The following is a 22,498-nucleotide window of genomic DNA, read 5'->3' as shown; positions in this document are numbered from 1 at the left end:
CGCCACCTGTTCAAACAGTGTTCATCCAGCTTGCCAGCCGGTTTGCCGCTTCCTCGAGCTGGTCGAGGCGGCGATGGAAGCACAGCCGCAGGAACGCTTCGCCACCGGGGCCGAAGGCGGTGCCGGGCGCCAGGCCGACATTGGCCTTGTCGACGATTTCGAAAGCGGCTGCCCGCGAATCCGTGATGCCATCGACGGTGAAGAACAGGTAGAAGGCGCCCTGCGGCACAGTGAAGCGCGCCTTGCCGGTTTCGCCGAGAATGCCGCAGACCAGGTCGCGGGCTTTCCTCGCCCGCTCCACCTGTTCGGCGACGAAGGCATCGCCCTCGTCGAGCGCCGCGACCCCGCCGCGCTGCATGAACTGGGCGACACCCGAGTTCGAATACTGGATCAGGTTTTCGAACACCTGCTGCAGGCTTGGATGGGTCTTGATCCAGCCGACGCGCCAGCCGGTCATGGCCCAGTTCTTGGAAAAACTGTTGACGAACAGGACGCGGTCTTCCGCCTCCGCGATGTCGAGGAAGGATGGCGCGCGGCCATGACCATAGTGGAACAGCGAATAGATCTCGTCGGCGATGATCCACAGACCCCTGGCGCGGGCGAGATCGAGGATCGCCCGCAGGGTCTCATGGTCGGCGGTCCAGCCGGTCGGATTGGACGGCGTGTTGATGAACAGCGCCTTCGTGCGCGGCGTGACCGCCGCCGCGATCTTCTCGACGTCGCAGGACCAGCCATTTCCGCAATGGTCGAGCGTGACCGGCACCGGCACGGCACCCGCGATCGCGGCGGCGGCGTCGAAATTCGGCCAGGCAGGCGACAGGTAGATCACTTCGTCGCCAGCTCCCGCAAGCGCATCGAGCGCCAGCTGGATGGCATGCATGCCTGAGCCGGTGACGATGAATTGCTCCTCGGGGAAGGTCTTGGCGAAATGCCTGGAATAGTAGCGGGCCAGCGCTTGCCTGAGATCGGGGATGCCCCTCTGCCAGGTGTAGAACGTCTCGCCGCCGGCCAGCGCCTTCGACGCGGCATCGGTGATGAAGGCAGGCGTCGGCAGGTCGCCCTCGCCGGCCCAGAGCGGGATCAGGCCCTCGCGCAATCTGCCGTAGTTGACGACGGCGACGATACCGCTTTCAGGCGCAGCCAGGGCCTCGGGGCGCAGGGTCTGGATCAGGGTCATTGGGCAAGTCCGTTGTCTCGGGCGTTGGTAAGCACTGCTTACCAGATACGAAAACAGAAAACCCCGGCCGCGAACGACCGGGGTTTTAGTCCAGAAGAACTCTATCCGTCTACCGCCTGGCCAGCAGATCGCGGATTTCGGTCAAAAGCTGTACATCGGCCGGCGGAGGAGCTGCCGCTGCGGCGGGCTTTTCCTTTTCCAGGCGCCTGCGCATGTTGTTCACGGCCTTGACCATGAGGAAGATGATGAAGGCGAGGATGAGGAAGTTCAGCAACACGGTGATGAAGCTGCCATAGGCAAAAACGGCGCCTTGCTTTTTGGCGTCCGCCAATGAGGTGGCGTTGACGGCCGAGGAAAGCCCAAAGAAGTAATTGTTGAAGTCCAACCCGCCGAAGATGGCTCCGACGATCGGCATGATGATGTCGTTGACCAGCGAATCGACAATCTTGCCGAAGGCAGCGCCGATGATGACGCCGACGGCCAAGTCCATCACGTTGCCCTTGGAAATGAATTCCTGGAATTCTTTCAGCATTCGACCCTCCTTGTCGTGGCGGGCCGCACAGCCGTCCCATCCCCGCGGCACCGACCCGGCGACACCATAACAAAAACCTTGGGTTGCACCATCGGCAAAAAAAGAAAACAACCGCTTTCTCCTACCTTGGGCAGCCGCCGGAAAACATCGCCCGCATGCGCCGAAAGCCGCGATGGACTTGGCGCCCAAGCTGTGATTGCGTCTGACCCGGCCAGGTGAAAATCGGCACAGGGAGGATCTTGCCGGCGTGCAGGGCTTGTTCATCGTCATCATCGCGATCGCCTATGTGACGCTGCTGTTCGCCATCGCCAGCCTGGGCGACCGCCGCTCGGCCTTGTCAGGCCCCGGCCGGGCGCGGCCCTTCATCTATGCGCTCAGCCTTGCCATTTACTGCACGTCCTGGACCTTCTTCGGCTCGGTAGGCCTTTCCTCGGAACGCGGCCTCGAATTCCTCGGCATCTATACCGGCCCGGTGCTGGTGTTCGTGTTCGGCTTTCCCTTGCTCAACCGCATCGTGCGGCTTGCCAAGACCGAGAAGATCACCTCGGTCGCCGACTTCCTCGGCGCGCGTTACGGCAAGAGTTTCACCGTGGCCGCGATCGCCACGCTGATCGCCACGATCGGCGCCGTGCCCTATATCGCGCTGCAATTGAAGGCGATCTCCGGCTCGGTCAGCCTGATGGTCGAGCACTATACGGGCTCGCCGCCCTCGTTCGATCCCTTCGTCAGCGACATCTCGCTGGTCGTCGCCATGCTGCTTGCGCTGTTCGCGGTCCTGTTCGGCACACGCCATGCCGACGCCACCGAACACCAGGACGGGCTGGTGCTGGCTGTGGCGGTCGAGACCGTGGTCAAGCTTGCCGCCTTCCTGGCCATCGGCCTGATGGTCATCTTCCTGATCTTCGGCGGCCCCGGCGACATGTTCGACCGGCTGGCCGAAAATGGTCAGGTGCGGCAGGCAATGGGCTATTCGACGTCGCTCGCCACCTGGCTGGTGCTGACATGTCTCAGCGGTTTCGCCATCATCCTCTTGCCGCGGCAGTTCTACGTCACCATCGTCGAGAACCGCAGCGAGGCCGAACTGCGCACCGCGACATGGGTGTTCCCGCTCTACTTGGTGGCGATCAACCTGTTCGTGCTGCCGATCGCCTTTGCCGGCCTGACGCTGGTCGGCACAAGGACGAGCAGCGATCTTTATGTGCTGTCGCTGCCGCTGTTCAGCGGCCACGATTTCCTGGCCATGGCCGCCTTCATCGGCGGCCTGTCGGCGGCAACCGCCATGGTCATCGTCGAGAGCGTGGCGCTGTCGATCATGATCTCCAACGACCTGATCATTCCGCTGTTCGTGCGCCGGCTGTTGCGCACGACCACCTCCGAGAACGAGGATTGGTCGACGCTCATCCTCAATGTGCGGCGTGGAGCGATCTTCATCCTTCTGTTCATCGCCTTTCTCTACTATCGCGAGAGCACCAACAGCGCCCGGCTGTCGTCGATCGGCCTGATGTCCTTCGCGGCGATCGGGCAATTCGCGCCGGCCCTGATCGGCGGATTGATCTGGCGCGGCGCCAACGGCCGGGGCGCGGCACTCGGCATGGTCGCCGGCATCCTGGTCTGGGGCTACACGCTGTTGGTGCCGTCGCTCGTCGCGCAAGATGCCGGCATCATCGTGCATGGACTGTTCGGCTTCGAGGCGTTGCGGCCGCAGGCACTGTTCGGCACCGTCGCCGAACCGCTGAACCACGGCGTGCTGTGGAGCCTGTCGGTCAACGCGCTGTTCTTCGTCTTCGGGTCGCTGTCGCGCGCGTCGGTGCCGCTGGAGCGCATCCAGGCATCGATCTTCGTGCCGCGCGAAGCCGGCCCGATGCCGAGCCTGCGCCGCTTCCGCACCGCCATCACCGTCAACGACCTCAAGGATACGATCGCACGTTATCTCGGTGTCGAACGCACCGAGCGGTCCTTTCAATCCTTCGAGAAGAGCAACGACACTTCGCTGCACGGCAACGAGCAGGCCAGCATGGACGTCATCCGCTTTTCCGAGCAGCTGTTGGCAAGCGCCGTCGGCTCTTCATCGGCGCGTCTGATCCTGTCGCTGCTGTTTCGCCGCCACGACCGAGAATCCCGCGACGCCTTCCGCCTCCTCGACGACGCCACGGAAGCGCTGCAGCACAACCGCGACCTGCTGCAGATCGCGCTCGACCAGATGGAACAAGGCATCACCGTTTTCGACCGCGATTTCCGGCTGATCTGCTGGAACCGCCAGTACCGGGCGCTGTTCGACCTGCCCGACGAGATGGGCCAGGTCGGCGTTTCGCTCGACCAGATCCTTCGCCATCTGGCCGAGCGCGGCGACATTCCCGCCGACCAGCGCGTGACGATGCTCAACCGGCTGACCAGCTTCGTCAGCCCGTGGCAGATGGAGTTGAAGACCAGCGGCCGCATCGTGGAACTGCGCTCCAACCCGATGCCCGACGGCGGCATCGTCGCCACCTATGCCGACATCTCGGGGCGCGTCGAGCAGGACCTGGCGTTGAAGCGCGCCAATGAATCGCTGGAGCAGCGCGTGAAGACCCGCACCGTCGAACTGACCAGGGTCAACGAGGAATTGACCCGGGTCAACGAGGAACTGGCACAGGCACAGATGCTCGCAGAGGAGGCCAATCTCGGGAAGACACGCTTCCTTGCCGCCGCCGGTCACGACATCCTGCAACCCTTGAATGCCGCCCGGCTCTACTGTTCCTCGCTGATCGAGAAGGCCGGCAAGGGTCCAGCAGGCAAGGCGGCCATCAACATCGAATCCTCGCTGGAATCGGTCGAGACCATTCTCGGCGCCGTGCTCGACATTTCGCGCCTCGATGCCGGCGCCATGAAACCTGACGACACCGCCTTCACCCTTGACGGCTTGCTGCGCCAGATCGGTAATGATTTTCGGCCACTGGCCGCGGAGAAAAAGCTTGGCCTGACGATCATGCCGTCGTCGCTGACGGTAATGACTGACCGTAACCTGTTGCGCCGCCTGATCCAGAATCTTGTCTCCAACGCCATAAAATACACCCGCCAGGGCCGCATCCTTGTCGGTGTGCGGCGCCGTGGCGATCTGGCCGAAATCCAGGTGATCGATACCGGTATCGGCATCGCAGGTGACAAACTCAACACTGTTTTCCACGAGTTCACCCGGCTGGACGAAGGCGCACGCGAAGCCGAAGGTCTTGGTCTCGGCCTCTCCATCGTCGACCGCATCGCCAGGGTGTTGCGGCTCGAGATCCGCATCTTCTCCAACCCCGGCAAGGGCACGCGCTTTTCCGTCATCCTGCCGGTGGCGGCCGCGCAGGAGCCGCCACGCGAGGTCGAGACCAGGGCGCCGGCCCGCGCGGCGGCTTCGCTGTCCGGGCTGCATGTGCTGTGCATCGACAACGACATCCGTATCCTCGAAGGCATGCGGCTGCTGCTCGAAGGCTGGGGCTGCAATGTCGCCACGGTGACCGGCTCGGGGGATCTCGACAGGGTCGCGGTCCAACGTCCGGACATCGTGCTTGCCGACTACCATCTCGACCGCGAAACCGGTCTCGACATTATCATCCGGCTGCGGGCGACCTACGGTGACGACCTGCCGGCCGTGCTGGTCACGGCCGACCGCTCCAACGAGGTGCGAGCAGCCGCGGCAAGCCTCGATATCCCGATAATCAACAAGCCGCTGAAGCCGGCGGTCCTGCGTTCGATGATGGCCAGGTTCAGGCCGATGGTACGGGCGGCGGAGTGACGTCGAAGCGCCTGGATCAGGCCTGGTGCCCCAGGCTTTTGAGATAGGCGCAGAACATGTCGGCGAGTGCGTCGGAATAGGCTTCGATTTCCGCCGACGTTCGCGGCTTTTCCGAAAACTCCGCCCCCACCGAGCTCAGCGCCGTTCGGATCAGGTCGCCGGCCATGACGCACACGGCATCGGGCGCATCAGGCAGCGTCTCGCGCATGAATGACTGGACCGCGCGATTGGCCACGGCCCTCGATTCGTCGGCCTCAGGCGCGTCCCGGTAGAGCGGAGCGGCATCGTTCAGGGCCCCGCGCACCGCCGCCTCCTCGCATTCCGAACGGATGAAGGCGTGCACCAGGGTGCGCGTCCGTTCGAGCGGCGGACTTTCGGCGTTCTCCAGGATGCCGCACAAGAGCTCGGTCGTCTGCCGCCATTCATCGCTCTGCAGCCGGAACAGCAGAGCCGCCTTGTTGGGGAAATACTGGTAGAGCGAGCCGACGCTGACGCCGGCCCTTTCGGCCACGCGCGTGGTGGTGAAACGCCGTGCGCCTTCACTCGCCAGAACCTGAACAGCAGCCTCTAAAATCGCCGCGACGAGTTCCGTGGCGCGCGCCTGCTTGGGTTGTTTTCGGGTGGAAATTGAAGAGGTTGGGCGTTGGATCATGGCGGCACCCGGGAATGCGAATTGGAAACCTGAAGGATTATTCGTATTTTTCGAGACACACAACGACGCATGCATTTCCGACTGGAGAACTGCCATGACCACGCTCACCGGAACCCCGCTGGCTCCCCTGCTCGCGCGCCTGTTCGAGGAAGCCAATGCCGCGACAAGCCCGGCCATGGCGCGATATTCGCATGAAGAACGGGCCCGCCTGCTCAACAGCAAGACCGAATATCGCGAGTTCTATGGCAGCATGAAGGATCTCTGGCTCGCGGTTTCGCCGGAAACCGGCACATTGCTCTACATGCTGGCGCGCAGCACGGGCGCGCTCATCATCGTCGAATTCGGCACCTCGTTCGGCATCTCGACGCTCTACCTCGCCGCCGCGCTGCGGGACAATGGCGGCGGCCGTCTGATCACGACCGAGTTCGAGAGTGCCAAGGTGATGCGGGCCAAGGCCAATCTCAGGGAAGGCGGCCTCATCGACCTGGTCGAAATCCGCGAGGGTGACGCGCTGGAGACGCTGAGCGCCGACTTGCCCGAGACGATCGACCTGCTGCTGCTCGACGGCGCCAAGGCGCTCTATCCGGAGATTCTTGGTTTGGTCGAGAGCCGGTTGAGGCCCGGCGCTTTGGTCATTGCCGACAACGCCGATTTCGCCCCGGACTATCTCGAGCGCATGCGCTCGCCGGCGGGAGGCTACATGTCGACGCCGTTCGGCGACGAGGTGGAGTTGTCGATGCGGCTCGGCTGAACACTCCGGCATAGACGACGATCAGATCAGCATGCTGCTCCTCGAGCGGCCGTAGGCGTTAACGTCAGACAACGCGCAATCCGGCCCCTCGGGCCTCCGACGCGTAGGTGACATCATCATGACCACAATTCCTTCCTGGCGCGGGCTGCCGCGCCCGGCGACGCTTGGACTTTTTCTGTTCTTCTGCGCCGGTTTCGCCGACGGCGCGCTGGTGCCTTTCTTTCCACTCTGGGCAAGCAGCGAAGCCGGCATCCCTGTCGGCGCGATCGGCCTGCTGTTCGGCTGCTATGCCGGCGGCGAGCTGCTGCCGGCGCCGCTCATCGGCGGCGTCGCCGACCGCATCGGCCGGCGGCCGGTGCTGATTGCCTCGTCGCTCGGCGTCGGTGCCGGCTTTCTGGCCCTGTTCTTCGTACACGGCGTCGTCGCCACCGCGCTCGTGCTGCTTTTGACCGGCATCTGCGAATCGGTGCTTCACCCGACAATACTGACCGCGATCGCCGATGTGACAGAGCCGTCCGCGCATCCGCGCTGGTTCAGCATGGCACGGGTGAGTTCGAGCGCGGGACAGATACTCGGGCCGGCCTGTGGTGCCTTGCTTGCGCTTATGTCACTGCGCAGCGTGTTTCTCGCCGGCGGCACGATGCTTGTGCTGGGCGGGATCGTGATGCTGCTCGCCCTGGACGAGACGATCAGCGCCGGCCGCGCCACCGGCGACGGCGATGAAGAGTACGAAGAGGAAGAAGGCTTGTCCGCGCTGCTGCCGGCGTTCCGCGACGGCCGGTTGGCGAAGCTCCTGCTCTGGGTCGTCCTGTTCGAGGTCGCCGGCAACTGGATCGAGACGGTTATCCCGCTCTATGCGCATGACGCCGGCACGCTGACACCATCCGGCGTCGGCGCGCTGTTCGCCTACGCGGCCGCGTTGACGGTCGGCCTGCAGATGCTGGTAAGCCGTATGGTCGAGGCACGGTCCGCCTTGTGGCTGACGGCCGGTGCCGGCCTGGCAACAATACTCGCCTTCGCCCTGCTGGCCGCCTCGCCTGCAATGTTGGCGCTGATCGGCGCGGTCAGCCTGTGCTCGATCGCCCAGATGCTGGTCGGCCCGCTGGTGCCGACCGCCGTCAATGCGCTGGCGCCTCAGGCACGACGGGCTTCCTACATGGCGGCCTCGTCGGTGGCGGTCGACCTCAAGGATTCGCTCGGCCCTTCCATCGGCACGGCGCTTTACGCACTGGCGCCGCGCCTGCCCTGGATCGCCGGCATTCCGCTGGTGGCGATCGCCTCGCTCGGTCTTGGCGCCGCGATCGGCCGCGCACGACGGCCTTCAAACGAATCCAAATCGAACCCGAGCGCCAGACCGGAAGCGGTCAATCCACCGGAGTTGCCGGTGCCATGGTCGCCAAATCCGGCAACCGAATAGTCGCGACCCGCTGCAGCCGGCACTCAGCCCGCCGGTTGCAGCGGGTCGCTGCCGATCTTGGACAGCAGGATCACCGCCTGGGTGCGGCTGTCGACGCCGAGTTTTTGCAATATGGCCGAGACATGCGCCTTGATCGTCGCCTCGGAAACGCCGAGCTCATAAGCGATCTGCTTGTTGAGCAGGCCTTCGGCCAGCATGCCGAGCACGCGGGTCTGCTGCGGGGTCAACGCCTGCAGCCGTTTGATCAGGTCCGATATTTCGGGATCGCGTTCGACACCGAGATCGACGCCAACGGGTGCCGCGATATCGCCGGCAAGCACCGACTGCACGGCGCCGCGGATTTCCTCCATGCTGGCCGACTTGGAGATGAAACCGGAGGCGCCGAGATCGAGGGCGCGCCGGATGGTCGCTGGATCGTCATGCGCCGACACCACGACCAGCGGCACCGCCGGATGGATGCCGCGCAGGGAGATCAGGCCGGAGAGGCCGCTGGCGCCAGGCATCGACAGGTCCAGCAGCACGAGATCGACATCTTCATTGGCAACGACCAGCGCCTTGGCGCTTTCGAAATCGCCCGCCTCATGAATGGCGGTGACATTGCCGATGCCGGCAAGCGCCTCGCGCAGGGCGCCGCGAAACAGCGGGTGATCGTCGGCGATGACGAAAGTATAGCCTGACGGCAAGATGTCCCTCCCCGAATCCCCGATTTACTGCTTTTTGCGGGATCAGTCGGACGATTATGAGGGGCCGCGCGCTGTTTTCAAGCGGCAAAGCCAGCGCGCCGCGTTTTCCCTCGTCACTAGCGCTCAGGTCTTCTGCGAGTTGAGCTGGGCGCCGCCGCCGCTGTCCTTGTCCATATCCTTGACGATGCCCATGAAGCTCTTCAGGAAGCGCTCCATATAGCTCATCGTCGTGTTGAAATCCTCCTCGCTCGGCAGTTTCGATTCGAGGCGGGCGGAGAGCGAATTCTCCAGCCTGGTGACGCGCTCGTCCATCGCCTTCATCGAGGTCTGCAAGCGGTCGACCTCGTCCTGGTAAGCGGCGCGTTCATCGGCCGCCATCTTGCAGACGAGCTGACCCGAATGCTCCTCGCAGATCGACATCGCGCCGGTCTGCGTATCCATGCGGACATAGCCGTTATCAGACTTTTCCAGCCGGTAGCGGTCGGCTTCTTCCGAATAAGCTGAGGCCGCGACCAGTGAAACGAGCGCGGCGGGGATCAAGATGTGCTGCAGACGCATGTTGTCCTCCATGGCCAAGCCTGAAATATCGCATGTTTGCGCCGGAAATGGGGAAGACCCTTGGCGTGGCCTTCCCCGCGCGACTGGTTCGGATTATAGCGCAACCATGTCACAGATTATCTACAAGATAACTCCGCAAGCGCCTTGGCGCGAGGCCGAAGCCAATGGCCGCTTCACCGGAGCGCCAATCGACGTCGCCGACGGCTTCATCCATTTTTCGACGGCAGCGCAGGTTGCGGAAACCGCGGCAAAGCATTTTTCCGGCCAGACCGACCTTCTGCTGGTCGCCATCGACACGATCGGCCTGGGCGATGCGCTGAAATACGAAGTCTCGCGCGGCGGCGCGCTGTTTCCGCATCTCTACGGCGTGCTCGACCTGAAAGCCGTGCTGTGGGTCAAGCCGCTGCCGCTCGGTGCCGAGGGTACTCACCAATTCCCGCCCCTGGAGGGGCAATGAGCGTGCTCGACCGGATCGGCCAGAAGCTGCTGTTCACCTTTGATCCGGAAACCGCGCACGGCCTGTCGATCGCGGCGTTGCGCTGCGGCCTGCCGGTTGGCGCGCGGACGGTACGCGATACAAGGCTGAAGGTCAGCCTTTGCGGTCTCGATTTCCCGAACCCACTTGGCATGGCGGCTGGCTACGATAAGAACGCCGAAGTACCCGATGCGCTGCTTGGCCTCGGTTTCGGCTTCGCCGAGGTCGGTACCATCACGCCCCTGCCGCAATCCGGCAACCCGAAGCCACGCATCTTCCGGCTGACATCGGATGAAGCCGTCATCAACCGGCTGGGCTTCAACAATGAAGGCCACGCGGCGGCCGAAAAAAGCCTTGCCGCGCGCAAGGGGCGCGGCGGCATCGTCGGCGTCAACATCGGCGCGAACAAGGACAGCGCCGACCGCGCCGGCGATTATGAACGCGGCGTCGCCCGCTTCGCGCCCCACGCCAGCTATCTCACCGTCAACATTTCCTCACCCAACACGCCTGGCCTGCGCACCATGCAGGCGCGCGAGCAACTCGGCGAGCTCCTGTCGCGCGTCATGGCCGCGCGTGCTGCGGCAATCGCGCAGCCGCCGATCTTTCTCAAGATCGCCCCAGACCTGGTCGAGGCCGAGTTGGAGGATATCGCCGCCGAAGTCATGGAAAAGCGGATCGACGGCGTCATCGTCTCCAACACCACCATTTCACGACCGGGTCTGCGAAGCGGTGACGTCGCGCGGGAGACAGGCGGGCTTTCGGGAAAACCACTGTTCGAGCGCTCGACCATCGTGCTGGCCAAGATGCGCAAGCTGCTCGGGCCCGAAATGGCCATCATCGGTGTCGGCGGTGTCGATTCAGCGGAGACGACGCTGGAAAAGATCCGCGCCGGCGCGGATCTGGTGCAGCTCTACACCGGCATGATCTATGCCGGGCCGGCGCTGCCGGGACGGATCGTCGCGGGGATGGCCCGTTTTGCCGAGACAGAGAAACTCAGCTCGATGCGCGAGCTGCGCGACAGCCATCTCGACCGATGGGCGTCGGAGCCGCTCAGTTGAATGCGGTTTGCACCCTGACCCGCAAGATCGTCAGCAGGCTCAATCCCCGCACCAGCAAGAAGACGTGCAAGGCCGCCCACAGGCCGTGATTGCCGAAGGCGGGCGCCAGCGTGATCAGCGCAGCGGCAAAGACGAGGAATGACAGGAGCATCATGTTGCGCATGTCGCGCGACCATGTCGCGCCGATGAAGACCCCGTCCATCTGGAAGGCAAGGACGCCGCTCAGCGCGGTGAACGCCGCCCAGGGCAGGTAGGTATCGGCTACGGCGCGGACATCCTGCGACGTCGTCACGACGGCGACCAGGTTGGTGCCGGCCATGAGCAGCACCAGCGTCGCGGCACCGGCCAGACCAAGGCCCCAGAGCAGGGTCAGCCGCACCGCCTGCCTGAAGGGCTGCTCGGCACGCGCGCCGACGGCGCGGCCGGCGAGTTGCTCGGCGGCGGTGGCGAAACCGTCGAGGAAATAGCCGGCGACGAGGAAGAAATTCATCAGCACCGCATTGGCGGCGAGCGTCACCGTTCCGAACTGCGCGCCTTGGCGGGTGAACAGCGCGAAAGCGGCAAGCAGCGAGAACGAACGGATCATGATGTCGCGGTTGAGCGACAGCATGCGCAGGAAGGCGCTCATGTCGAGCAGGCGGTGGCGAGGCAAGGGCGGGCTGGATCGGAACCGGCGCACCACGATCGCGAGGCCAAGCAGCATGGCGAGGAACTCGCCGGTGACGGTTGCCCAGGCGACGCCGGAAACGCCCCAGCCAAGTTCAAGGCCGAGCAGGAAGCAGAGCGCGATGTTGATGCCATTGAGCACCAGTTGCAGGACAAGCCCGAGCCCGCCCTCGCCACGCCCCAGAACATAGCCAAGGATGGCGTAGTTGATCAGCGAGAACGGGGCGGCGAGCAGCCTGATCCTGATATAAACGGCCATCGCCTCGCTGACGCGTGGTCCGGCATCCATGAACCACTGGCCGCCGATGGCGATGAGCGGCGAAAGCGCCGCCAGCACGACGCCGGCAACGACGGCGATCAGCACGGCGCGCCAGAACACCGCCTGTTCCTCGAGGGCGTCTCCACGCCCGAAAGCCTGGGCGACGAGGCCGGTCGTGCCCGAACGCAGAAAATTGAAGGTGGTGAAAACGACGTCGAAAGCCAGTGCACCGGCCGCCAGACCGCCAAGCAAGGCGGCATCGCCGAACTGGCCGACAACAGCCGTGTCGACCAGGCCGAGCAGCGGCGTCGTCAGATAGGCGAGCGTCATCGGCACGGCGATGGCAAGCACCGAGCGGTTGGTGACGGAAAAGGCTCTGGCGTCGGTTGGGATTACACCCTTGTCCAAAGGATTCCTGCCTTGCTGATTGCGGCTTGATCCGAGAGCCGATGTGCCCCATTTTCCGTCCACCGCGCAATCATTCTTCCTGCGACGGCCAACCGAAATCCCGGTCTGGCGCGAAGCCGCTGGACCACTCTCATGCCCCTGCAGATCGTCCATCACCCCGACTACGACGCCGGCTTCGCGACCAACCATCGCTTTCCGATGAGCAAGTATCCGCTGCTGATGGAGGCCTTGCGCTCACGCGGCCTGGCCGGACCCGGCGCGCTCAACACAGCCGAACCCGCGCCGGCGCCGTGGCTGAAGCTTGCCCATGCGGCCACCTATGTCGACCAGGTCGTCTCCTGCTCCGTGCCGGAAAAAATCGAACGCGAGATCGGCTTTCCGGTCGGCCCCCGCGTCTCGCTGCGCGCGCAGCTTGCCACCGGCGGCACGGTGGCGGCAGCCCGGCTCGCCTTGCGTTACGGCATTGCCTGCAACACCGCCGGCGGCAGCCATCATGCGCGACGCGCGCAAGGCGCCGGCTTCTGCACCTTCAACGACGTCGCCGTCGCCTCGCTGGTTCTGCTGGAAGAGGGTGCGGTGCAGAAGGTCCTGGTCGTCGATCTCGACGTGCATCAGGGCGACGGCACGGCGGATATTCTAGGCGATGAGCCACGCGTGTTCACCTTCTCCATGCATGGCGAGCGGAACTACCCCACACGCAAGATTGCCTCGGACCTCGACGTCGCACTGCCCGACGGCACGGGCGACGCCGCTTATGTCGAAAGGCTTGATACCATCCTGCCGGAGCTCTCCACCCGCGCCCATTGGGACATCGTCTTCTACAATGCAGGCGTCGACGTCCATGCCGGGGACCGGCTCGGCAGGCTGGCGCTTTCCGACAATGGGCTGCGCGCCCGCGACGAGATGGTCATCGGCCATTTTCGGGCGCTCGGCATTCCTGTCTGCGGTGTCATCGGCGGCGGCTATTCCACCGATGTGCCGGCACTTGCCGCGCGCCACGCCATCCTGTTCGAGGTCGCTTCGGGCTTCGCCTGAACGTCACTTCCGGTAGTTGGCGATCCTGAGCAGGATGAAGGCCGGCACGACGATCGCGGCGCCAAGCAGGATATAGCCGAGGAAGCGGTCGATGGCGCGGAAGCCGAGATTCCAGAGATCGATGAAGAATTTCCGGATGCCGTAGAACACATCCATCGGCGACCAGCCGAAGGCGTTCATGACCAGGCCGACGAGAAAGGATACCACCAGCAGCTTCAGGACAACCCTGAGCGGCGAGTCGCCGAGAAAGCGCGTCAGTGCGGACAAGGCCGTCTCCCGATTGAGATGCCCGGACTCATGGGCACGGCCCAGAGATACGTGCTTGGCGGCCATCCATCAAGCCAGCGCGGTCTGTACAGAGAAACTGATAAGCCGCAGCCAGATGTTGAGCGCCATCGAAAGCCCGCTCGAGCAACTGACAGAGCGGCTTCAGAAAGCCCGCAAGTCTTAAATATTGGTAAACAATTTCATTTTAATGTATTGAAAATAAAGCACAAAATTCGTCATTTTCCAATTTTGCGCAATGTGCGTGCAATTTTCACTTGCGAGATACCAGGCGTCTTTCAGGTGACGGACCGCGCGGCGCTCTGCCCCTACCACAGCCGGCGAAAGCCGGTCCCCAGAACCGCGCAGCCATCCCTGAAAGACACCGATCGGAGCCTGCCGCCTCAACGGCCAGGGTCCTCAGCAATTAACCAGCGTATCGGGTGCCGGATGCGCGTCTGTGTTGGAGTAATGCAGTGTCCCCTCAAGCAAAGATCATCCTGACGGCGAGTGCCCTCGCCCTGTGCCTTCTCGGGCCGGCGATGGCCGCCGACCTCTCGCCTGCCTACAACGATCCCCCCGCCTTCCAGTGGAGCGGCGCCTATATCGGCGTCCATGGCGGCACGGCGTTCACGGGGATGCCGAACCCGTTCGCCGGTCGAAACGGCTTCAGCGGCGGCGTCCAGGCCGGCTACAACCAGCAGATGGGCCCGGCGGTCCTCGGCGCCGAGATCGAAGGTTCCTATCTGGGCGGCGCCGAACACGATGTCCGGGGCGGCAAGATCAAGGAAAAATGGCGCGGCGCGGCCAAGGCGAAGGCCGGCGTGAGCTTCGACCAGACGTTGCTGTTCGGAACCGGTGGCGTCGCCATGACCAGGTTCGACAGGGGCGACGGCGTGAGGAGCAGCGAGGGATGGAAGGTCGGCTACCTCGTCGGCGCCGGCATCGAGCAGGGCTTCGCCGGCGGCCTGTCGGCCAAGGTCGAGTACGACTATGTCCGCACCCCCGGCGTTGAAACGACATCGGCCCTTGGCAGGTCCAAGGAGACGATCGGCAGTCATGAGCTGAAAGCTGGCCTCAACTACCGGTTCTAGATTCCAGAACAGCAAGTGGCCGAGCTTGATCGCGCGATGGCCGCAACGGCATCGCGCGATCTTGTTGTTGATGCGTCGATGCCGGACATGGACGTCCCCTCGAGGCAAGGAACATTCCATGCTTTCGCAATGTCGATGTAATCTTCGCAATCTAGGTCCCCTGCGTGAATTGTCACCATGGGAATCAGCAATGTCCACGCATCACCCCGGCCGACCGTCGTCCAAGCTACTGCTCATTGCGATCGCAGTCGCATTGGCGGGCTGCGCCTCCGACATCATGAAGAACTATGTCGGACAACCGGTCGAATCGGTCGTTCTGGATTACGGTCCGCCAACGGCGATCGTCGACCTCGGCCAGGGAGAGCGCGCCTATCAGTGGCGCAAGATATCTACGTCAGCGGTTTCCGGGACATCGAGTGGCGAGGTCCGCCAAACAAAACACGGAACTGTCTATGAAGAGACCGAAACGCCCGGCTATATCGAGCGTCAGGAATGCTTCTACACTTTTTATGCCCGAGCTTCCGGCGGCCGCTGGTTCATCACCAATTTCCGCCGGCCAAAGCTGGAATGCGAATGAACCGCCGCGCCGCAAATCCTGCGGCGGCGCGTGAAGGAGAACGCCAATGCGCGTCCTGCTGATCGAGGACGAACCGGAAATGGCCTCCGTGCTGCAGGCCGCCCTGGAGCGGCTGGACATCATCGTCGACCACGCCGCGACCCTGGCCGACGCGGAGGCGGTGGCCCGTCTGGGCCATCACGACGCCGTGGTGCTGGATCGCCGGCTGCCGGATGGCGACGGTCTTAGCCTGATCCCTCGCCTGCGCGCCTTGCATCTGGATGTGCCGGTGATCGCGCTGACGGCGATAAGCGGGTTGGAGGACCGGGTTGCCGGGCTCGATGCCGGCGCCGACGATTACATGGTCAAGCCTTTCGCCACGGTGGAACTCGTCGCGCGGCTCCACGCCCTGCACCGCCGCTCGTTCACCTCGCGCGCCAACCAGACGATGGTCGGTCGCCTCACCTATGATTTCCGCCATCGCGAGGCGCTGGTCGAGGATCAGGCGCTCGATTTGCCGCGGCGTGAAAGGCTGGTGCTTGAAACACTCATCCGCCGGCCGGGCCGGACCATCATGCGCAGCGCTCTCGAGGAGGCCGTCTACGCCCTGGACGACGAGATCGGCTCGAATGCGCTCGACGCGCATGTCTCGCGGCTGCGCCGCAAACTCGACGATGTCGCCGCCGGCATCGAGATACGGGCGATCCGCAATCTTGGCTATCTCCTGCGGGCAGCCTCGTGAAGACGGTGCGCGCGCGCTCGCTGCAATGGATCCTGGTCCGCCGGCTGATCCTGCTGCAGGCGGCGACGCTGCTCCTCTTCATCGTGCTGTGCGCGGCAGCCCTTTGGATCGCCAATCCGAGGCTGCTTATCGACAACGAGGCTGCCATCGCGGCCGTCAAGGACGCCGTCGACCGCGACAAGGACGGCAAGCTGATTGTCCGTGAAACGGAAGACCTCGCCGCGTTTCGCCAGAGCTTCCCCAATGTCTGGTACATCGTGCGCGACGACAGCGGGCAGAGCGTCCGTTCCGGCACGATACCGGATGTCTACACCAAAGAGATCGGCGGCCTGCTCGGCCAAGCAGACCACGCCACGATCGGATTCTCGGACAAGGACATGCGGCCGGAAGCCTATATCGAGAACGCTTCGACCAAAGCCGGCGCGGTGCAGATCATTGCCGCGACGCAGTCGTCGCGCCAGGAGACCGACGGGCTCGATATCAACATTTCGGCCACGGTGGAGGTCGCCCGCTATCCGGACGGCAGCAGGAATTGGGAGCGCGCCCTTCCGGCGCTTGCGCTCGTCATCGCGATCCTGCTGCTGCCCATCGTCCTCGTCATGGGCGCCACCACGCTGGTGACGACGCCGGCCGTGGTCCGCCGCTCCTTTGCCGGCCTTGTCGAAACCGTCCGCCAGGCTGCCCGCATCGATATCGGTACCCGCGCGATGCAGTTGCCGGTCAAACACGTGCCGCAGGAAATCGCGCCGCTGGTGCATGCTTTCAACGAGGCTTTGGCCCGCCTCGCGCAGGGATACGACCGACACAACCGTTTCCTCACCGACGCGGCGCACGAATTACGCACGCCGATCGCCATCCTGCGCACACGCGCCGAGTTGCTGCGGCAGGAGCCGCAAAGCACGCGGCTGCTGCATGATATCGAGCGCCTGTCGCACCTCGCACAACAACTGCTCGACCATCAATTGCTCGACCGCCCATCCGACCAGCGCGAGATCGTCGATCTTGACGATCTCGTCAGCCGGGTGGCGGCCGACTTCGCGCCGCTCGCCATCGAGGCCGGCTACGACCTTGCCTTCGAGCCTTCGCCCGACAAGACACGCGTCGAAGTCAACGTGCTGCAGATCGAGCGGGCGCTCGCCAACTCGTGCGCAACGCCATCGAGCATGGCGGCGGCGGCGGCACCATCACGGTTGCGATCGACAGGACGGGTGGCATCGAAGTGCGCGACGAAGGTCCGGGCATTCCCGTGGAAGAGCGCGAGAATGTCTTCGAGCCCTTCTATCGCCTGCAGCCGCAGTCGCGCGGGGCGGGGTTAGGACTGGACCTCGCCCGACAGATCGCGCTGCTGCACGAGGGAACGATCCGGATCCTGGCGGGCTCATGGGGCGGTACCCGCATCCGCATGGAACTGCCGGTTCGGTCGTGACCCAGGCCGTTGACGCAAAACGCGTGGCGGCCGCCAGCAAGTAGCCGCGCCGATCCCTGACTTATCTGTTTTCTAACCAATTGCCGCTATTGCCATTTCCAAAGCGGGAGCCAGGCTTTGGTGGGAACGGGAAAAATCGGCGCGCACCGCGCACCCATGTTGTCGGTCGTCGTGCCTTGCTACAATGAACGCGACGGCGTGGCGGAGCTTCATCGACGCGTCAGCGCGGTATGCCTCGAGCAAGGCCTCCCCTACGAGGTCGTGCTCGTCATCGACGGGGCGACCGACGGCACCCGCGAGGCCATTTTCGAACTGGCCGAGAGGGACGACCATGTGGTCGCCATCGATCTTGCACGCAATTACGGCCACCAGATCGCCTTGAGCGCGGGGCTGGAATTCTGCCGCGGCCAGCGCATTCTCATTCTCGACGCCGATCTCCAGGATCCACCCGAACTGCTGGGTGCGATGATGGCGAAGATGGATGAAGGCTTCGACGTCGTCTACGGCCAAAGGGTGAAACGGGACGGCGAGAGCTGGTTCAAGCTGGCTTCCGCCTCGATGTTCTACCGTCTGCTCGGCAGGATGGTCGATGTCGAGATCGCGTCGGACTCCGGAGATTTCCGGTTGATGAGCCGCCGTGCACTCGACCATCTGATTGCAATGCCCGAACGCTACAGGTTCATTCGCGGCATGGTGAGCTGGATCGGGCTGAGGCAGGTCGCCTTCCCTTATGAACGGCAACGGCGCTTTGCCGGCACCACCCACTACCCGCTGAAGAAAATGGTTCTTCTGGCGGTCGACGCGATGACCAGCTTTTCGATCGTGCCTTTGCGCTTTGCCTCGCTGCTGGGAATGATGTTCGGGCTACTCGGTCTGGTCGTGCTTGGCTATACGCTGTTGGAATGGTCTGTCGGCAATGTTCTGCCCGGCTGGACGAGCCTTGCCGCGATCATGCTTATCCTGGGCAGCGTCCAGCTTCTGGTGCTGGGCATCTTCGGCGAATATCTCGGCCGCATGTACATGGAAACGAAGCGGCGGCCGCTCTATTTCGTCAACGAGATCGTCTCACGAAGCCGGGCAGCGGCTGAAGGCCAGGATTTGCCTGTCCACCGCCTCCAGGAGATGGCGAAAAGGGCCGCGCGTGGCTGAGGCGAAGGTCGACCGGATGCAACGGAACGGCATGGGCAGGATGTGCTCGCCCGGAGCCTTGACGTGAACCAGGCCGCCGCTATCGCGACCGCCACGCCGTCGCTCGGGGACGCGCAACGCATCAGGCTGATATTCTGCCTTCTCTGCGCTTGCGCCGTGGCCTATCTGCTCACGGCCTTTGCCGGCGCGATCCTGCAGGATCCCGACAATTGGTGGCAAGTGAAGGTCGGGCTGGATTTCCTGGAAAACCGGACATTTCCAACCGTCGACCCCTATTCCTACACTTTCGCCGGCCAGCCCTGGATCGCCAAGGAATGGCTGGGGCAGATCTTGCTGGCCCTTGCCTACCGCGCGGGTGGCTGGAACGGCGTCGTCACACTGATCATCGCCACGATCGGCCTGACGGTCTTCCTGATGGGATGGTTCCTCAGCGCATGGCTGAAGCCGATATTGGCAATAGCGCTTGCCCTCGCCGCGGCCCTCCTAATCGCCCCGATCTATACCGCGCGCCCCCATGTCTTCACCTTGCCGATCATCGTCGTCTGGACGGCAATGCTGTTTCGTGCCGCGCGAGAAGAGAGAGCCCCACCGCCGTGGCTGCTCGTGCTAGTCGTATTGTGGGCGAACCTGCATGCCACGTTTACCCTGAGCTTCATCATTGCGGCCTTTGCCGGGCTCGATCTGCTGGCGCGCGCGGGTCTGTCTAAACCCTCCCTCCTGGTAAAATGGGTGGTTTTCGGCCTGCTCTGTCCGTTGGTCAGCCTGCTGCATCCCTATGGCGTGAAAGCCATCCTGGCCACGCTCACCGTGGCCTATGGCAATGAGGCTGTTCCACTCATCCTGGAATGGAACCCGTCCAATGCCCAGGAGCAACTCTTCCAGGAAGCGGCGATGTTGTTGGCGATTTTCGGGCTGTTGGTGTCAAGGCCGCGGATCGGCTGGGCCAAGGCGTTGTTCATCGTCTTCACCTTGCATGTCTATCTCGCCCATCTGCGATTTGTATATCTGCCCTTCCTGCTGATTCCGTTGATCATCGCGGTCGAGATCGCACAGCAATATCCTTCGCTCTCGACCACGGCCTGGCTGGCGGAGAAGCGCGACGGGCTGGAAAAACTCTTCGCCAGCCGGTTCTATGCTATCTGCGGCGCGATGGCCGTCTTGCTGGTCGGTGCGGTCTCGATCCTCGGCAGTGCCTACCAGGGCGCGCCGAGCCCGGCGACATCAGCCAGCGGCGCCCTTGCTTTCGCGCGGGATCACCACCTGTCCGGCAATGTGCTGAATTCCTACAATTTCGGCGGCACGCTGATTTTCCACGACATCAAGACTTATATCGACGGCAGGACGGACCAGTTGTTCCTTGGCGGATTCACGAAAACGGATGATGCAACGGGGCACAGCGACGGAAAGCCGCAGCTCGAGGCCCAGTTGAAGAAATACGCCATCGGCTGGGCATTGCTTACGGCCGATGACACCCGAATCCCCTTCTTCAATGAACTGGGCTGGAAGCGGGCCTATGCGGACGATTATGCCGTGATCTACCTGCCCGGCACCTGAATCACCGATCCCACAAAACCGGCGTGGCCAGCGTTCGAAGGCCTGCTATTCGCCTTGACACGGATGTTGCACTGCAGCAAAGTTGTGCTGCATAGCACAGTCCGTGAGGCCTACGAGCCAAGGTTTTTCGCACAATGGGGATTGCCTTATGACGGGCATGTCAGGCGGCGCCGCACGGCCACCGCGGATCACCGCGTACGGACCGGTCGAATGAATTACAGGCGCGACATCGATGGTCTGCGGGCCGTTGCAGTGCTGCCCGTGGTGCTTTTCCATTTCGGCGTATCCGCCATTCCCGGGGGCTTCACCGGCGTCGATATTTTCTTTGTGATATCGGGCTACCTGATCAGCGGCAGCCTGCTGGATGATCTCGAGCGCGGCCAGTTCTCGATCGGACGCTTCTACTGGCGTCGTGCGCGGCGCATCCTGCCGGCACTGATCTTCGTCATCCTGCTTGCGAGCATTGCGGCCTGGTTCATCCTGTTGCCGTCGGATCTGCACGAATTCAGCCTCAGCGTGATTGCGGCCTCGACCTTCTGGTCGAACATCTATTTCTGGAAGACGACGAACTATTTTTCGATCGACGCCGAACTGCGGCCGCTGCTGCACACATGGTCGCTTTCGGTCGAGGAGCAGTATTACATCTTCGCGCCGATCCTTGTGTATCTGATCTACCGGTATGCCTCGAAGCGCTGGTTGACGATACTTCTGCCGATTGCCATCGGCAGTTTTGCCCTGGCGGTCATGGCGACCACGATGGCGCCGACCGCCGGCTTCTACCTCTTGCCTACACGCGCCTGGGAGCTGGCGCTGGGTGCCATGCTGATGCTGAAAAAGCCGCCGCCACTTGCCAACCGGACGGCAACGGAACTGGTCGGCCTTGCAGGCTTTGCCCTGCTCGCATTCGGTTTCCTGACGATTTCGGAAAGCGATCCGTTTCCCGGCTACAATGCCCTGTTTCCCTGCATCGGAACGGCCCTGCTCATCTACGCGGGCCAGAATCACGCGGACCGGCCCGTGCCCGTTGCCACGCGTGTGCTTCAATTCGCTCCGATGGTCTGGGTCGGCCTCATCTCCTATTCGCTCTATCTTGTTCACTGGCCGATCAATTCCTTCGTCCATTACCTCTCGCTGAAAGCCATCTCGGTGCCGACGATCGTCGCGATGACGGTGGCCAGCTTCGCCCTGGCGACCTTCTCGTGGAAATATGTCGAGCAGCCTTTCCGGCAGAAGCGAACCTTCACCGCCCCGCTGCCGATCTTCGCCTTTTCGGCGACGGCGATCGCCCTGCTGTGCGTCGGCGGTCTGGCCGGTGTGCTCGGCAAGGGCTTTCCGCAGCGGTTCCCCGATTTCTCGACGCAACGGATCGTGGTGGACGACTGGCGCAATGGCGTCTGCTTCAACGAGGGTACGAGCCGGATCGAGAATTGGAACCTTGCCGACTGCACGCGCACGCATGGCTTTCCCACCAATGTGCTGCTGTGGGGCGATTCCTTCGCGGCTCACTACGTTTCGGGCCTGGAGGCCAACGCGCAGAAAATCCAGGCCAACGTCATCCAATATACCTATGCCGGCTGTCCACCCAACCTCAGTTATTTTTCCTACGCCAGGCCAACCTGCACCCGCTTCAACGAACGGGCGCTGTCGATCATCCGCGATGCCAATATCCAGGCGGTGATCCTGAGCGGCCGATGGACGGACTACCAGGCCAGGGGCTTCGACGGACTGCAGACGACGATCGACCGGCTGCGCGACATGGGTGTCAAGGTCTATGTCATCGGCCAGTCTCCGGAGTTCATCGCCGACGTCCAGAAGGTCGCTTTCTTTGCTAAACACGAAGGCGCCGCGAACACATCCTGGCCGATGGCCGTGGATCCCGACATCAACAAGCAGGTGCAGCTCTTCGCCAAGGGCGCGACCTTCATCGATCCACTTACCTATCTGTGCGACGCCATCGGCTGTTCCTATGAGGATGCCACCAGCAAGCAGTTTCTCTATTTCGACTATGGGCATTTCTCTTCCGCCGGCGCGACGCTGGCCATCTCGAAATACTGGCCGAGCTTCGCCGCCGGCGGCGAAGTCGCAAAGGCCAGGGAGCCGACGCCGACCGTCACCGGTGAGCTGGCGAAGCCCGCATTGTGAGACCGGTTTGCGATTGCCCGAAGCCATGCCGTCATGATAACGAGGCTGCAGCGCGGGTATGATGTAATGGTAGCCTGTCAGCTTCCCAAGCTGAACGCGCGGGTTCGATTCCCGCTACCCGCTCCACCCTGAAGCCAAGAGTC

At 63.4% G+C, this 22,498-nt stretch carries 20 protein-coding genes, 1 tRNA gene and 1 pseudogene; 15 read left to right on the top strand and 7 right to left on the bottom strand.

The window, feature by feature from the left end:
• Window positions 1-10 precede the first annotated feature (10 nt).
• Window positions 11-1,177 (bottom strand): pyridoxal phosphate-dependent aminotransferase, encoded by a 1,167-nt coding sequence (locus O7A61_RS06290; protein ID WP_337129014.1) that lies wholly within the window; start codon window positions 1,175-1,177, stop codon window positions 11-13.
• 109 nt (window positions 1,178-1,286) lie between these two features.
• Window positions 1,287-1,709, bottom strand: coding sequence for a large conductance mechanosensitive channel protein MscL (gene mscL, locus O7A61_RS06285; protein ID WP_337129013.1), 423 nt, complete (start codon window positions 1,707-1,709; stop codon window positions 1,287-1,289).
• 247 nt (window positions 1,710-1,956) lie between these two features.
• Here mscL and O7A61_RS06280 point away from each other — a divergent pair, with 247 nt between their 5' ends.
• Complete coding sequence (locus O7A61_RS06280) at window positions 1,957-5,466, top strand: PAS domain-containing hybrid sensor histidine kinase/response regulator (RefSeq protein WP_337129012.1); 3,510 nt, start codon at window positions 1,957-1,959, stop codon at window positions 5,464-5,466.
• 16 nt (window positions 5,467-5,482) lie between these two features.
• On the opposite strand, the gene O7A61_RS06275 is transcribed toward O7A61_RS06280, so the two are convergent.
• A complete protein-coding gene (locus O7A61_RS06275) occupies window positions 5,483-6,118 on the bottom strand; it encodes a TetR family transcriptional regulator (protein WP_337129031.1) in 636 nt (211 codons plus the stop codon).
• A gap of 94 nt (window positions 6,119-6,212) precedes the next feature.
• Here O7A61_RS06275 and O7A61_RS06270 point away from each other — a divergent pair, with 94 nt between their 5' ends.
• Window positions 6,213-6,869 carry an O-methyltransferase gene (locus tag O7A61_RS06270; protein ID WP_337129011.1) on the top strand — a complete coding sequence of 219 codons (657 nt, stop codon included), beginning with the start codon at window positions 6,213-6,215 and terminating at the stop codon, window positions 6,867-6,869.
• 118 nt (window positions 6,870-6,987) lie between these two features.
• The gene (locus O7A61_RS06265) at window positions 6,988-8,286 is read left to right on the top strand and encodes an MDR family MFS transporter (RefSeq protein WP_337129010.1); all 1,299 of its coding nucleotides are present in this window, start codon (window positions 6,988-6,990) and stop codon (window positions 8,284-8,286) included.
• Window positions 8,287-8,309: 23 nt separating this feature from the next.
• Here the strand turns inward: O7A61_RS06265 and O7A61_RS06260 are convergent, their stop codons facing one another.
• Together O7A61_RS06260 and O7A61_RS06255 are read right to left on the bottom strand one after the other, a co-directional pair.
• On the bottom strand, window positions 8,310-8,969 hold the full coding sequence (locus O7A61_RS06260) for a response regulator transcription factor (RefSeq protein ID WP_027145680.1): 660 nt from the start codon (window positions 8,967-8,969) through the stop codon (window positions 8,310-8,312).
• Between the two features lie 123 nt (window positions 8,970-9,092).
• Window positions 9,093-9,527 (bottom strand): hypothetical protein, encoded by a 435-nt coding sequence (locus O7A61_RS06255; protein ID WP_027145679.1) that lies wholly within the window; start codon window positions 9,525-9,527, stop codon window positions 9,093-9,095.
• Window positions 9,528-9,633: 106 nt separating this feature from the next.
• On the opposite strand from O7A61_RS06255, the gene O7A61_RS06250 reads away from it, so the two are divergent.
• Window positions 9,634-9,984 carry a DUF952 domain-containing protein gene (locus tag O7A61_RS06250; RefSeq protein WP_337129009.1) on the top strand — a complete coding sequence of 117 codons (351 nt, stop codon included), beginning with the start codon at window positions 9,634-9,636 and terminating at the stop codon, window positions 9,982-9,984.
• Complete coding sequence (locus O7A61_RS06245; RefSeq protein WP_337129008.1) at window positions 9,981-11,060, top strand: quinone-dependent dihydroorotate dehydrogenase; 1,080 nt, start codon at window positions 9,981-9,983, stop codon at window positions 11,058-11,060. The genes O7A61_RS06250 and O7A61_RS06245 overlap by 4 nt, the downstream gene beginning before the upstream one ends.
• Here the strand turns inward: O7A61_RS06245 and O7A61_RS06240 are convergent.
• Entirely contained in the window at window positions 11,053-12,393 is a 1,341-nt protein-coding gene (locus O7A61_RS06240) for an MATE family efflux transporter (RefSeq protein WP_337129007.1), read from the bottom strand. The two genes, O7A61_RS06245 and O7A61_RS06240, sit on opposite strands and share 8 nt — an antisense overlap.
• A gap of 132 nt (window positions 12,394-12,525) precedes the next feature.
• Here O7A61_RS06240 and O7A61_RS06235 point away from each other — a divergent pair, with 132 nt between their 5' ends.
• Window positions 12,526-13,428: a histone deacetylase family protein gene (locus tag O7A61_RS06235; RefSeq protein ID WP_337129006.1), complete on the top strand. Its 903-nt coding sequence runs from the start codon at window positions 12,526-12,528 to the stop codon at window positions 13,426-13,428.
• Window positions 13,429-13,431: 3 nt separating this feature from the next.
• Here O7A61_RS06235 and O7A61_RS06230 read toward each other — a convergent pair whose 3' ends face one another.
• Entirely contained in the window at window positions 13,432-13,695 is a 264-nt protein-coding gene (locus O7A61_RS06230; protein ID WP_337129005.1) for a DUF6460 domain-containing protein, read from the bottom strand.
• A gap of 473 nt (window positions 13,696-14,168) precedes the next feature.
• Between O7A61_RS06230 and O7A61_RS06225 the strand changes: the two genes are divergently transcribed.
• The 9 genes and pseudogenes from O7A61_RS06225 to O7A61_RS06185 all read left to right on the top strand — a co-directional run bounded on the left by O7A61_RS06225 (window position 14,169) and on the right by O7A61_RS06185 (window position 22,481).
• The gene (locus O7A61_RS06225) at window positions 14,169-14,786 is read left to right on the top strand and encodes an outer membrane protein (protein WP_337129004.1); all 618 of its coding nucleotides are present in this window, start codon (window positions 14,169-14,171) and stop codon (window positions 14,784-14,786) included.
• A 190-nt stretch (window positions 14,787-14,976) separates the two neighbouring features.
• Window positions 14,977-15,363, top strand: a complete 387-nt coding sequence (locus O7A61_RS06220; protein ID WP_337129003.1) for a hypothetical protein — start codon at window positions 14,977-14,979, stop codon at window positions 15,361-15,363.
• 46 nt (window positions 15,364-15,409) lie between these two features.
• Entirely contained in the window at window positions 15,410-16,084 is a 675-nt protein-coding gene (locus O7A61_RS06215) for a response regulator transcription factor (RefSeq protein ID WP_337129002.1), read from the top strand.
• 377 nt (window positions 16,085-16,461) lie between these two features.
• Window positions 16,462-16,980 (top strand): annotated as a pseudogene (locus tag O7A61_RS06210) (histidine kinase dimerization/phospho-acceptor domain-containing protein); the annotation flags it as partial.
• A 248-nt stretch (window positions 16,981-17,228) separates the two neighbouring features.
• Complete coding sequence (locus tag O7A61_RS06205) at window positions 17,229-17,510, top strand: sensor histidine kinase (RefSeq protein WP_337129001.1); 282 nt, start codon at window positions 17,229-17,231, stop codon at window positions 17,508-17,510.
• A gap of 120 nt (window positions 17,511-17,630) precedes the next feature.
• Complete coding sequence (locus tag O7A61_RS06200) at window positions 17,631-18,659, top strand: glycosyltransferase family 2 protein (protein ID WP_027145669.1); 1,029 nt, start codon at window positions 17,631-17,633, stop codon at window positions 18,657-18,659.
• 63 nt (window positions 18,660-18,722) lie between these two features.
• On the top strand, window positions 18,723-20,213 hold the full coding sequence (locus O7A61_RS06195) for a hypothetical protein (RefSeq protein ID WP_337129000.1): 1,491 nt from the start codon (window positions 18,723-18,725) through the stop codon (window positions 20,211-20,213).
• A gap of 210 nt (window positions 20,214-20,423) precedes the next feature.
• Window positions 20,424-22,355, top strand: coding sequence for an acyltransferase family protein (locus tag O7A61_RS06190; protein WP_337128999.1), 1,932 nt, complete (start codon window positions 20,424-20,426; stop codon window positions 22,353-22,355).
• Between the two features lie 52 nt (window positions 22,356-22,407).
• A tRNA-Gly gene (locus O7A61_RS06185) sits at window positions 22,408-22,481 on the top strand.
• Window positions 22,482-22,498: the final 17 nt, after the last annotated feature.

The organism is Mesorhizobium sp. Cs1321R2N1, from assembly GCF_037179725.1.
Classification (GTDB): Bacteria; Pseudomonadota; Alphaproteobacteria; order Rhizobiales; family Rhizobiaceae; genus Mesorhizobium; species Mesorhizobium salmacidum.
This window is presented reverse-complemented; position numbering and strand designations above follow the sequence as displayed.